The sequence below is a fragment of the Paenibacillus sp. Marseille-P2973 genome (genome assembly GCF_018101095.1).
GTDB lineage: Bacteria > Bacillota > Bacilli > Paenibacillales > Paenibacillaceae > Fontibacillus > Fontibacillus vini.
In genome coordinates this window covers 191,000-203,467 of sequence record NZ_JAGQEH010000005.1, presented here as the reverse complement: position 1 = coordinate 203,467, position 12,468 = coordinate 191,000, and the positions used below count along the sequence as shown (strand labels likewise).

Here is a 12,468-nt window from a genome sequence, read left to right as displayed (position 1 = left end):
GATTATGCTGTTTTGTCTGCGTGTTTTCATATTATATTACAGAAAGAAATCAGGGAATGGGTCATTTGTTCTAGTGCTGATCTAACAAATAGCTAACAAAAATATTGATATTTACAGATAATCAGGGATAATGAGAGATAAGACATCGTTTTCATGGAGGGCTTATGAGGAATCAACAACAAGAGCTGAAAAACTGGAGCTTTAAAGCTTGTGACGAGACGGAGTGGAATGCAGCGCAGGTACCGGGGACGGTGCACAACGACTTGCTGCGGCAAGGTAAAATTCCGGATCCTTTTTATGGAACGAACGAGCATGATTTGCAATGGATCGATAAGAAAGACTGGGAATACCAAACAACGTTCACGCTCACGGAGGAATGGAAGGACTTCTCCCGCGTTGAGCTTCTATTTGAAGGATTGGACACTTATGCGGATGTGTTCGTAAACGGGCGGCAGGTTCTGTCCGCGGATAATATGTTTAAAGCCTGGAGTGCGGAAGTTAAAGAATTGCTGGAGCCTGGCGATAATGTCGTGAACGTCCGGTTGCGCTCGCCGATCAAGGAGGACTTACCGAAGCTCGAGAAGCTCGGCTACAACCTTCCGGCGTCAAACGACCAGTCGGAGCTAGGGGGACTGGGGGATCACCGGGTCAGCGTATTCGCCCGTAAGGCGCCGTACCATTATGGATGGGATTGGGGTCCGCGCTTGGTGACGAGCGGAATCTGGCGGCCGGTGCATTTGATCGGCTGGTCCGGACCACGTCTGACCGACCTGTTCATCCGGCAGGACAAGGTAAGCGGACAAATTGCGAAGCTTACGGCTGTGGTAGAAATTGAAGCTGACGCCGACTGGCAGGGCAATTTCGTGCTTGCCGCCGACGGGCTGACTTGGGAAAAGGAAGTTTCCTTGAAGAAGGGCCATCAGACCGTAGAATTGGGACTTGAAATTGAGAATCCCCGCCTATGGTGGTGCCGGGGACTTGGCGAGCCGGCCATGTATGAGTTCAATGCCAGCTTGCGGAGCAGTGGTTTGGACGGAGTGGTTGCAGAGCGTTCGGTCAAAACAGGCTTGCGGCAAATCCGGTTGATCCGGGAGAAAGATCCCGCAGGAACCACCTTCCGTTTTGAATTGAACGGGGTTGCCGTGTTTGCCAAAGGAGCCAACCATATTCCGAACGACAGCTTCATTCCCGAAGTAACTGTGGAACGTTATCGGCATGAGATTGCCTCGGCCGCGGAATCCAATATGAATATGCTTCGTATTTGGGGCGGCGGATTTTATGAGGAGAACGTGTTTTACGAGCTTTGCGACGAGTACGGTCTTCTGGTGTGGCAGGACTTTATGTTCGCCTGCAGCATGTATCCCGGAGACGAAGTGTTCTTGCAAAGCGTCCGCGAAGAAGCCGAATATAACGTGAAGCGTCTGCGGAATCATCCGAGCATCGCTTTGTGGTGCGGCAACAATGAAATCGATTCGGCATGGGCGCACTTTGAAGAAGATGGCGGCTGGGGATGGAAGAAGGACTATACTCATGAACAACGTGAGAAAATCTGGGCCGATTACGAAGCGATCTTTCATCATCTTCTGCCTGAGGTCGTGGAGCGCTTGGGCGGCGGGATAGCCTACTGGCCATCCTCGCCAATGCGGGAGATCACGAATGATAATCGTCAGCACTCGCTTAAGGTTACGGGCGAGGGAGATGTGCACTATTGGGGCGTATGGCACGCGGTCGAGCCGTTCTCCAATTACAATGAACGTGTCGGACGTTTCATGAGCGAGTACGGGTTCCAATCGTTCCCCGAGCTGTCTTCGGTACTTAAGTATGCTACAGAAGAGCAGCTTGAGCTGGAATCGGAGGTTATGCTTGCGCATCAGAAGAACGGCAGGGGTAACCAGCTCATTAAGGAATATATGGAGCAGTATCTGCCGGAGCCGCGGGATTTCAAAGCGTTCCTGTATATGAGCCAGGTGCTTCAGGCGGAGGCGATTAAAACCGCGATCGAGGCGCATCGCAGAAACAAGCCGTTCTGCATGGGGACTTTATACTGGCAGATGAACGATTGCTGGCCGGTCGCTTCCTGGGCCAGCATGGACTATTATGGCCGCTGGAAGGCTTTGCAATATGTAGTTCGGCGCAGCTTCCGTGAGGTCATGCTGTCGGTAGACGGATCGGATAAGGAGACAGTAGCTTTCCATGTCGTATCCGACCGGCGGGAAGAGCTGCAAGCCGAGCTTAGCCTAGCCCTGTATGACTTTAGCGGGGCTCTGCTGTCCGAACAGTCCCGGGCTGTCAGCATCGAAGCTGACTCGGCGGCGATCGTGTACAGCGCTTCGGCAGCAGAGCTGCTGAATGGGCATGACAGCAAGGCTGTTGTATTGCATGTCGCTCTGAAGAGTGGCGGCCAGGTACTGGACAGCCAGCACTTCTATTTTAAATCGCATCGGGAACTGACTCTGCCTGAGGCGAAGATCACGGTAGAAGAAATCCCTGGCAGCCAGGGTGGAGCCTTTAAGCTGAATACGGATGTCTTGGCGAGACAGGTATGGCTGCATGCCGAGGCAGAGGGGATTTTCTCGGACAACTTCTTCGATCTGATCCCTGGGCAGCCGGTCACCGTGGAATTCCGCCGCCGCAGCGGCGATAACGCAAGCGACGCCTTTGTTTCGGGTACGCCGGGCGCATTGTCGGTGACTTCGATGCGGGATTACGCCATTTAAATATGTAAGGAAGCACAGCAGCAGTTCGCCATTGGCGGGCTGCTGTTTTTTTACATTTCTCCAGCGGGATTCAATGACTTAATAACTGCAAAACCTGCAGCTAATTTCCTGAAGTTCACGCTTTTACATACATTAACTGGAAAAATTGCATCTAATTTGGCCTCGTTCAACGAAAGAGGCGGGAAAAGTGGAATTTACCTGTAGGAAATACAGCTAATTTCTCAAAATGCCCGATTTCGTGCAAATTACCTGTAGGAAATACAGCTATATAAGATGAACAACCCCAAAATGCCCATTTTCGGGTAGGTTAGCTGGAGAAAATCTAGTAACCTGTCTGGCCTGAAGGAACGGGAGGGCAGTGCAGTCCTTAGATCCGCTTCATTGCATCCCTGGGGGAAACAGAGTATCCTTGTATTGATTTGAAAATAAGTTCAGGAAGAGCAAGGTGGGACATGGTTCGGACTATTCGCGACATCGCTAAATCTGCAGGGGTATCCGTTTCGACGGTCTCCAAAGTGATTAATAATTATCCAAATGTGAGCGACAAAACGAAAGAGCGCGTACTTCGGGTTGTCAGGGAAGAACAATTTGTACCCAACTCAACCGCGCGGGGGCTCGTCAAGGGGAGTACTCAAACTTTAGGGCTTTTTTTGACGACGGGTTTAACACATCCTTATTTTGTTCAACTGCTTGCCGGTTTGGAAGAATCTTTGAAAGAGTCGGGTTATGACCTCATCTACCTGGCCCAGATCGACTGGAATCCGGAATATAGTCTGGTGCGCCATTGTCGTAGCCGGAATGTGGACGGAGTGCTGATCTTTGGTTTTCAACGGAACGACCTCAATTTTGATGAGATGCTGCAGTCTGAAATCCCGACGATGTTTATTGATTTGGATTTGATCGGAAGCAGGGCGGGCTTCATTACTTCGGATAATGTGGATAGTATGCGGCAGGCTGTCAGCTATTTAACAGGACTGGGGCACCGGAAAATTGCTTTTGTGGCCGGCTACCAGGATTCCTACGTGGGCAAGCTGCGTTTTGAGGGTTACCGCCAGGGGATTCAGGAATCGGATTTGCCTTATAGCTCGGAATATACTTTCTTCGGCGACTTTACGAGAGACAGCGGGTACGCCGCGATGAAGCAGTTCTTGGAGTGTTCTGCACCTCCGACAGCCGTAATTTGCTGTTCGGATATGAGCGCGCTGGGGGTCATCGAAGCGGCGGCGGAGGCGGGCTTAACCGTGCCGCAGGACTTGTCGGTCATCGGATTCGATGATATTGAAATCTCCCGATATACGAATCCGCCGCTAACAACAATACGTCAAGACTTTCAAACTATCGGCAGGCAGGCCGTCCTGCAGCTTGATCAATTGATCCGTACTCCGCATATTGCCCCGCCGACACTTATTATCCCGACAGAGCTAATTATCCGCGGATCATGCGGAATATGCCGGGATAGCGAATAGTAAAGGCGATTATTCATGCTGCTTCATTGAGCACTGAATTATTATTTTGTAATAGAGAAGAGTTGAATATAGCAATGAGTAGTTATCTATCTTCGAATCGGAGCAAGTTTGTTCTAACATTCGTTTTGTTACTGTTAAAAATCGGGCTGATGCGCTCTTTCTTCTACGAGGGGATCCAGTGGAAGGGGCTTCCGGCGGAGGCTTTATCGGTGCTGGCCATTTTATGTCTGGTCGATCTGATCTTCCCTTTAAAGCGAAAAGGACCCGTCTTTTGGAGTTTTAATTTTATTTATTCATTTATGCTGTTTGCTGCGACTTTGTATCACGCACATTTTGGGACGGTGCCCACTTATGCGGTATTAAGCGAATTGAATCAGGTGCCGCAAATTCGGGCCAGCGTCAATGCACTGATTCGGCCGGAGCAGTTTCTATTCTTTGCCGATTTTGTAGTGCTGGCTATTATTGCCGTAGCGGGGCGCATTCGGGAGCATCGCCGAAACCGCACGCTCAGCTTTCGGAGCAGTAGTTGGGGACAGGGCAGCCGCCGCACCGGCTGGGGCTGGAGAATCGGAGTTGCCTGTGTTCTAATCGTCAGTGTGGTGATATCCGGGCGGTTTATCTCTTCCGGCAAAAAGATTGACAACGAGCTGGTTCGCGCAGAAAGCATCGGTTTTTTGAATTATCAGGTGGATGCCGCGCTGCGTAATCGTGAAGAGGAAGAGATGATTGCGAAAGGCAATATTCAGGAGACAATCTCAAACATCCAGAGCTTGCAGTCCGGATATCCTTATCGGGAGGGGGCCGCAGGAGCGATTCCACAACATTTCGGAGCCGCTCAAGGCATGAATTTGATCGTCATTCAAATGGAATCCTTCCAGAACTTCCCCATCCATCTAAAGGTGGGGGACCAGGAAGTAACTCCGGTGCTGAATCAACTGGCTAAGGATGGGGCTTATTTCCCGCATACGTTCCAGCAGATCGGACCGGGAAATACCTCGGATGCGGAATTCATGTCCAATACGTCGATCTATCCGACGGCGGCGGTGGCTATGTCCAAAGGGTATGGAAGCCGGGAGCTTCCTAGTTTGCCGCGTTTACTGCAACAGCATGGTTATGTAGCGAACACGTTTCATATTAACAAGGTGACATTTTGGGACCGCAACAAACTGTACCCTGCGTTGAACTTTGATAAATATTATGACAAGCCGTACTTTGAAAACGACCATTTTAATGATTTTGGAGCCTCGGACGAGGAAATGTACCGTGTAGGGGTAGAAAAATTAACGGAGCTGCAAACCCAGGGCAAACCTTTCTATGCCCAGTTTGTAACGACATCGAGCCATTCTCCGTTCGTGGTACCGAAAGATAAGGTGAAAATCCAATTGCCCGACAACCTGAAAGGGACGAATCTCGGCAATTACATTACCGCCGTCAATTACACGGATTACGCGATCGGGAAGTTGATCGAGCAGTTGAAGGAAGCCGGCATGTGGGATAACACGATGCTGGCGATTTACGGCGATCATTTCGGCATTCAGCCGAGCGAGACCGGAGCCTCCGAAATTACGGAGAAGCTCGGAATCCCTTATGACGACCGGATCAGCCGGTTCAATATTCCGTTCATCGTGCATGTACCCGGACAGCAAATGGGTATTGTCTCCAACGTAACCGGTGGACAGGTCGATATGCTGCCGACGATGGCTAACCTGCTCGGCGTTTCCCTGAAGGATGACAAGTTTACCGCACTCGGCCAGGATTTGCTGAACATCGACCGCAACGTAATCGGCATGCGCTACTATTTGCCGACGGGCTCGTTTTTCAACAACGAAGTCATGTTCGTGCCTGGCCAGGGATTCGATGACGGTACGGCCGTATCGCTGGACACGCTGGAACCGGTGTCGGATATTTCCGCTTACCGCAGCGACTACGATTACATTACTCAATTGATGAAACTGTCCGATGAGTACGTAAAGCTTATTCCGAAACGGCATTAAAATATTCACGCATAACAAAAGGGCTGCTCCCTTCATCCACGGATGAATTGGGAACAGCCCTTTTTTATGAACGAATGATTCTACCCTAAGATGCGATAAGATTGGTAAACGCTCTCTTTTATAATCTCAGGCGTCTCCTCCATTTGCAGCCTATAGGCTGTTTCGCTCAACTGGCCGGATGCAAAACGTTGCGTCAATTGCTGTTGGAGTTGCTCCGTCTGTAGTTGGATGACCGTGTCGATTTCTTTCTCATTGGATTCCGCGATGTCCGCCAGCGACTGACCTTCCAGTAATGAGTCATACAATACACGCTCGTTGGTTAAGCCGAGGGATTCGATGAACCGGTCCTTTCCGGTTTCCCTCGATTTGTCCAGATGAGACAGCATCGCCGGAAAAGCGGCGGCATAGGCTTTGCTTGAAGTGTGTCCCGAAATGCCGGGAATGACGGTAATTACGCAAGCCATGGTGCCTACAATGACGATTCTTTTTATATTCATATAGGAGAAACCTCTTTCATTGTCTGAGTGATGTAACTAGCCTTCTACAGGTATTACGGCTGGGCAAGCTAGTTAGTTTCAGTTTTTGGGGTTCTAAATTTTCGCCTATGGGTAATTTTTGTTAGGATGCTAAATTGCAGAAACTTTTATCTGTCTCGATGCGTCATATAGTCATGGAGAAGCACATGCTTTGTTTAAATTGAGGGAGGATGAAACTGTGAGGAAAATATGGACTACGCTTTTAGCGGCGATTCTGGTCGTTCCGATGCTGCTGCAAAATACAGCACAAGCCGCTACGCCTATCAGCGTGTATATTAACGGCAGCAAGCTGGCGACGGATCAGGCGCCGGTGGCCGTTCAAGGACGCGTGCTTTTACCGCTCCGCGCGATTTTTGAAGCGCTGGACGCTACGGTGGATTGGAATCAGTGGACACAAACCGTTACAGCAACCAAGAACAATACAACGGTTGTTTTAAAGCTTAAATCAAAAACGGCGACAATCAATAACGAGACGGTTTCACTCGATGTTCCGGCCCAGGCGATCAAGGGCAGAACGATGGTACCGGTACGCTTCGTGAGCGAGGCGCTCGGCGAGGCCGTGAACTGGAACTCCAGCGCGAAGACGGTAACGATCGTTTCCAGCGGTTCTTCGGAACAGCCGGGGACTCTGTATCCGGTATCCTATGTTACCCTGCGTGATGTAGGCAATACAGGAGACGGACGCGACCTGGAGGTTAGCTTCTCCCGTTCTTCCAGCGAATCGTTGGTGGACCATTACCGTGTTATGATCGTGAAAGCGGCGAATGCTTCAAACTTCAATCTGGCTTCTGCTTTGAAGGTATCTTCCGCGAATTATACAACGGTACGGCCAAACGGCTCAGATCCGGCGATCACGATGTCCTCGGGATCGAAGGATGTTGACGGAGCGCTAATTCAGTCCAATCAATCCTATGTGGGCTATGTTTTGGCCATCGGAAAGAGCAATGCGGGCAACGTATTGTCCAATGCTTCTTCCAGAATTACTCTGGATACGGGTGTTTCCGTAGCTGCGGCTACGAATGTTAGAGCCAATGATATCAGCGACTACACGGACGGCCGCGACTTGTCGGTGAGCTTCACCCGTGCGTCGAGTGAAAGCAATATTTCGAGCTATCGCATATTTGTCGTAAAGACCAAAGATGCTGGAAGCTTTAACCTGGCTGCAGCCAATGCAAACCAGTATTACACTACCGTGAACAAACCGACAGGAAGCAATACAACTTTGACGGGAACGTTTAGCTCGTCTTCGCGGGATACTTCCGGCGATTTGATCAAGAACGGCGTTTCCTACACGACGTTCGTACTCTCCATGAGCAATACGAGCGCGTCCAACAAACTGTCTTCAGCTTCTTCGGCCATTACGCTAGGCGTGGGAACCGTTACAGCACCGATTATTACTCTGGTTGAGGACCGCGGCGATAGCGGGGACGGCCGCGATTTACGGGTCAGCTTCACTAAAATCTCCGATGAGTCCAAAATTTCGGGATATCGAATTTTTGTAGTGAAAGCAAGCGATTATTCGAACTTTACACTGGCCAAGGCGAATGCCGTTTCCAGTTCGAACTACACCGAGTTCAGCAAGACGGGATACAACCAAAATCCTAACTTGAACTCTTCGTCCAGAGACGTTGACGGTGCTCTGATCCGCAACGGAGTCAGCTACCGCGTCTTCGTTATGGCGATCGGCAGCGGCAGCAATGCTGGAAATAACGCGTTGTCCTCTGCATCGAATGCCATTACCCTGCTGAACAATTACAGTGTGGGGTCTGTATCGAACTTGTATGTTAGCGACGTGAACGATTATAACGATGGCCGTGACCTGTTGGTCTCCTTTAACCGGGCGTCCGATGAGTCGAATATTAGCTCTTACCGCATTTTGGTGGTGAAGGCTTCTAAATCCGACAGCTTCACGCTGGCCAAAGCAAATGCAGTTGACAGCAGATACTACACTCAGGCGAATACGGGAAGCAACTTCAGCAAAGTCCTGTCCAGCAGTGCGCGAGACGTTGACGGGGATTTGATCCGCAACGGAATCAGTTACCGCGTGTTCGTTCTGTCGATTGGCAGAGGCAGTTATACGGGAGAAAATACATTATCCCCGGCATCATCCCAGATTACGTTAGGCAACAACTACGGCGTAGGAGCCGCTTCGACTCCTGTATTGGAAGATATCAGCGATTACGGCGATGGTCGTGACCTTCAAGTTAAGTTTAACCGGGCTTCGGACGAAACCAATATCAACCATTATCGGATTATCGTTGCCAAGGCAACAACTACGCTTGATTTGGCCAAGGCAAATGCGAGTCAATATTTTACTCCGGTCTATAAGGCCGGAAGCACGCTGACCCAGACTTTAGGCTCAAACGCCCAAGACTATGACGGTCATCCGATTCGGAATGGGGTTAAGTACCGGGTTTACGTTCTCTCGGTAGCCGAAAGAATTTATGGCGGAAATAATGCCTTGTCTTCCGCAGCGGAAATTACGCTGTCTGACAAGGTAGTTCCAGTTCCACTAGAGAAGGTTAATGCTGCGACTGTTGCAGCAGTAAACAACACGGATATTGAAGTCAACTTCTACGAGCCAGGTGATAATGCTAATATCCAATCTTATGCTGTTGTAGCTGTTAAACAAGGCGGGTTTATGAACTTGGATACCGCAATCAGTGCACATTCGAACGGAAAGTCCGAAGTGATTGAAGCAGGTAAAGGGCAAGGAACCAGACAAGTTACTGTGAAACAGGATATTTGGGGAAGTGCTCTAAGCACGACTGAATCTGTATATGACATCTATATCTTGTCGATCCCTAAGAATCCCCGTTCTTATCAGTACTCTTTGTCCGAGAAGTTCAGCTCGAATCAGCTTCCTAAACCTGAACCGCAGACTCCTGAAACTGCCACGGATCCTGAGGTAAAACCAGAAGTGTAGCAATAACTGCATTAACACTGCCGATTCCTAACCGAATCGGCATTTTTTTTTCGTCCCAAGGTGATGATGAATTATTTGCTAGTTCCTGCAGGAAGAAGTTAAGGACAATAGCGGTCTTTTTGGGCCTTATTTCAACCTATAGAGACTTGGAGACGTAAATAAGGCCCTTTTTGGGTCTTATTATGCCGAACTATTTAATAAAGAGGAAAATGTAGGCCTTTTCTTCAAAATAAGGCCTTAAAAGTCCCCTATTTCACGCCAATGCTTAATTTCTGCGAAAATAAGGCCCAGGAAGTCCCTTATTTCCCCTTTTCTCCATATAAAAGAGCCGTTCGGGTGAACGGCTCCTTGCGGAACAAACATACACTAGTGCTGTGAGCGGAGCGGCGGTTCGTTTTTTTTAATGGAAAAACCGCGGAACTTATTTTCCGCGGCCACATGGTTTACACTTTTATATCCAATTTGTTGCCCAGGTTGGGGTTCGCGTTGCTCTGTTCCAGCATTTGGACCAGATTTTACCCCTGTGTCTCCGCCTGACTTTTGGCCATGCTTAACACCCGGATCCCCACGGCCTGGGAAAGAGCGGTACGGCTCATAACCGTAGCGGCTGCAGCAATATCCATAATCACACCTCCCCTTATTATTATCGGCAGAACCTGCCGTTTTCTTTTCCCGATTTGACAATGGTTTGAAACCTTTTGTACGCTAAACTTAAATAAAATTTAGAAGATTTCGTGCGTGTATAGACTAATAATGCCGTAGGGAGGGCTTGTTGTGGACAACTTAAGCAGCTATGTTCTGCTTGACGGCACATTAGACGGAGGCAAGCTCTGGAGAAGAGAGCCGCTGTATCAAGGCATGAACGGTAAAGTCGTAGAGCGGTTCTATCCCTCGCCGGAACGGAGTTATATTTTCAAGCCGCTAACGAACGCGGAGAGCATGGACCGGGAAGCTTGGATATACCGGCATGTGCTGAATTTGTTCCCGCCGGTATATCCCCGGCTGTTGGCCTCCTCGGAGAAGGGAGCAGGGGAGGCGGGCTGGTCGGTTTTCGAGGATCTCGGTCCGCTGCGTCATGAGTACAGCGTGGAGCTGGCCATAGAGGTCGTGAAGCAGATGGCCTGGTGGCACGCCTTCCCGGAATCGCATTGGAAAGATCTGAACGGACAAGGAAACAAGCCGCCGATCGAGCAAATATCGATGTCCTTGAAGACACGGCGGGATGAAGTGGATGCGCTATTGGAGGAGGCCGGGTCAACGATGCGCTTGGACGGGCTTCTTCGAGGCTTAGCGGAAGGAGAGGCTTTCCTCGGAATCAGGGTTTTAAGTCATGGCGACCTGCATCTTGGCAATTACGCCAAGGGAGAGGACGGGAAATTGTACATTATCGATTGGGAACATGTGCATATGAACTCTCCTTTCTGGGATTTATACCATCTCATTGATATGTCGCATCCGTTGTTCCCGAAAACCTTGCCTCTGTCGGAGCGGGAAAGGCTGCTCGGCTACTACTTGAAGCAGTCAGCCTATCATGGTCGCAATTGGGACCGGGATGACTTCATCATCGCTTATTGTTGTTTTGCCGCTGTGTTCTCTTTGTGGATGCTGCTGCTCATTTCGGGCGATTTAAAACGAGGGGACAGTGTCTGGCCGGAAGCTCGGCTGCGGGCACAAAGAAGCGAGACGATGGATTCTCTAATTGGTTGTTTAGTTAGACTTTCGCTGGTGAATGATGACAGAGATAGCCCCTCTCAACAGCCTCGGGCTGCAGGCGGGGAAATATAAGAGATAGAAGGGGTGATCGGAGCTTGAAGAAAGTCGGCTTAGTGATGCGAAAAATACAGTTTGCCGAATCCCAGGGGCCTCGCGTTTTTGCCGAAAGACTGCGGAATATCGCCAGGGAGCTTGGCGTCGAGATCGTGTTTATTTCTCCGGAGCGCCATGTAAGCGGGCATGACTGGATTCCGGGATACGAGCACGAAAAAGGAGACCTCGTCAACTACGACGTCGTGCTTGACCAAATTTATGGCGAAGGAATTGAGCATGTCATCTATACGGTATCCGGGTTTACCTTCCTCAAGATGTTTCTTCCCAAGAGCGTGCTGTTCCCGCACAGCTTTCCCGATCCGGCTCTAACCGGATATGAAATGATGAAGCCATTCTACAGTATTGTAGACAAGGCGATTGTACAGACGGAATTTTTAAAAAGACAGCTGGATACCGTGTTTGGCGTAAAGGAGGTCGACGTCATTCCGATCGGTTTCAGCGAGGAGCTGGCGAACCGGCATTTTGATCCTGATTCCGTGGTGGATAATCGAATTTTGTGGATTGGCCGGGACGAGGAGAATCGGCGTCCGGATCTGGTGCTGGAATATGCCCGCCGGAACCCGGACAAGGAAGTGTTCATGGTCTTCGGAGGCTTACGCTACAAAGAAAGCATGAAAAAATATGATATTCCGTCCAATATCCAGTTACGGTTTGCGTTGTCGCAAGATGAAATCTTTGCGTTAATGAATTCTTCGAAGGTGTATTGGAGCTGTTCCAAGTTCGATACGTTTGCCATGCCGCTGACCGAAGCGCTTGCCATGGGGAAAATCGTCGTCAAGCCGGAACATCCTTGCTACGACCATATCAGCTCTCGCCATGCATTTGCGGGCAATGAGAGGAATTGGTTTGAGCTGGTCAATATGGCGGCGGCTTCTCCGCTGCGGGTCTCGATGGATAACCGGGATTATGCTTTCTCCAAGTTCTCCAGCTCTGTAATGAAGCAGGGGTATCAGGACTTTTTTGACTGCTGGCTGCGATGAGTTGGATGGATTAACCTTTATT

General features: G+C 49.8%; 8 protein-coding genes. 6 read left to right on the top strand and 2 right to left on the bottom strand.

Annotated features, from left to right (window positions below):
• Nucleotides 1-164 precede the first annotated feature (164 nt).
• The 3 genes from KB559_RS12890 to KB559_RS12880 all read left to right on the top strand — a co-directional run bounded on the left by KB559_RS12890 (nt 165) and on the right by KB559_RS12880 (nt 6,177).
• The gene (locus KB559_RS12890) at nt 165-2,717 is read left to right on the top strand and encodes a beta-mannosidase (RefSeq protein ID WP_211022343.1); all 2,553 of its coding nucleotides are present in this window, start codon (nt 165-167) and stop codon (nt 2,715-2,717) included.
• A gap of 452 nt (nt 2,718-3,169) precedes the next feature.
• Nucleotides 3,170-4,183, top strand: coding sequence for a LacI family DNA-binding transcriptional regulator (locus tag KB559_RS12885; RefSeq protein ID WP_211022342.1), 1,014 nt, complete (start codon nt 3,170-3,172; stop codon nt 4,181-4,183).
• 74 nt (nt 4,184-4,257) lie between these two features.
• Nucleotides 4,258-6,177, top strand: a complete 1,920-nt coding sequence (locus KB559_RS12880; RefSeq protein ID WP_211022341.1) for an LTA synthase family protein — start codon at nt 4,258-4,260, stop codon at nt 6,175-6,177.
• An 80-nt stretch (nt 6,178-6,257) separates the two neighbouring features.
• Here KB559_RS12880 and KB559_RS12875 read toward each other — a convergent pair whose 3' ends face one another.
• Nucleotides 6,258-6,674 (bottom strand): hypothetical protein, encoded by a 417-nt coding sequence (locus KB559_RS12875; protein WP_211022340.1) that lies wholly within the window; start codon nt 6,672-6,674, stop codon nt 6,258-6,260.
• 217 nt (nt 6,675-6,891) lie between these two features.
• Between KB559_RS12875 and KB559_RS12870 the strand changes: the two genes are divergently transcribed.
• Entirely contained in the window at nt 6,892-9,639 is a 2,748-nt protein-coding gene (locus KB559_RS12870; protein ID WP_211022339.1) for a stalk domain-containing protein, read from the top strand.
• Between the two features lie 515 nt (nt 9,640-10,154).
• On the opposite strand, the gene KB559_RS25155 is transcribed toward KB559_RS12870, so the two are convergent.
• Nucleotides 10,155-10,262: a putative motility protein gene (locus tag KB559_RS25155; RefSeq protein ID WP_247681785.1), complete on the bottom strand. Its 108-nt coding sequence runs from the start codon at nt 10,260-10,262 to the stop codon at nt 10,155-10,157.
• Nucleotides 10,263-10,413: 151 nt separating this feature from the next.
• Between KB559_RS25155 and KB559_RS12860 the strand changes: the two genes are divergently transcribed.
• Both KB559_RS12860 and KB559_RS12855 read left to right on the top strand, forming a co-directional pair.
• Nucleotides 10,414-11,424: a phosphotransferase gene (locus tag KB559_RS12860; RefSeq protein ID WP_211022338.1), complete on the top strand. Its 1,011-nt coding sequence runs from the start codon at nt 10,414-10,416 to the stop codon at nt 11,422-11,424.
• A gap of 23 nt (nt 11,425-11,447) precedes the next feature.
• Nucleotides 11,448-12,446, top strand: a complete 999-nt coding sequence (locus KB559_RS12855) for a glycosyltransferase (RefSeq protein WP_211022337.1) — start codon at nt 11,448-11,450, stop codon at nt 12,444-12,446.
• The last annotated feature ends 22 nt before the right edge of the window (nt 12,447-12,468 follow it).

Bases quoted from the DNA above. Each gene is read 5' to 3' on its own strand.
- KB559_RS25155 (WP_247681785.1), bottom strand. From the start codon at position 10,262: ATGGATATTGCTGCAGCCGCTACGGTTATGAGCCGTACCGCTCTTTCC.
- KB559_RS12890 (WP_211022343.1), top strand. From the start codon at position 165: ATGAGGAATCAACAACAAGAGCTGAAAAACTGGAGCTTTAAAGCTTGT.
- KB559_RS12880 (WP_211022341.1), top strand. From the start codon at position 4,258: ATGAGTAGTTATCTATCTTCGAATCGGAGCAAGTTTGTTCTAACATTC.
- KB559_RS12875 (WP_211022340.1), bottom strand. From the start codon at position 6,674: ATGAATATAAAAAGAATCGTCATTGTAGGCACCATGGCTTGCGTAATT.
- KB559_RS12885 (WP_211022342.1), top strand. From the start codon at position 3,170: ATGGTTCGGACTATTCGCGACATCGCTAAATCTGCAGGGGTATCCGTT.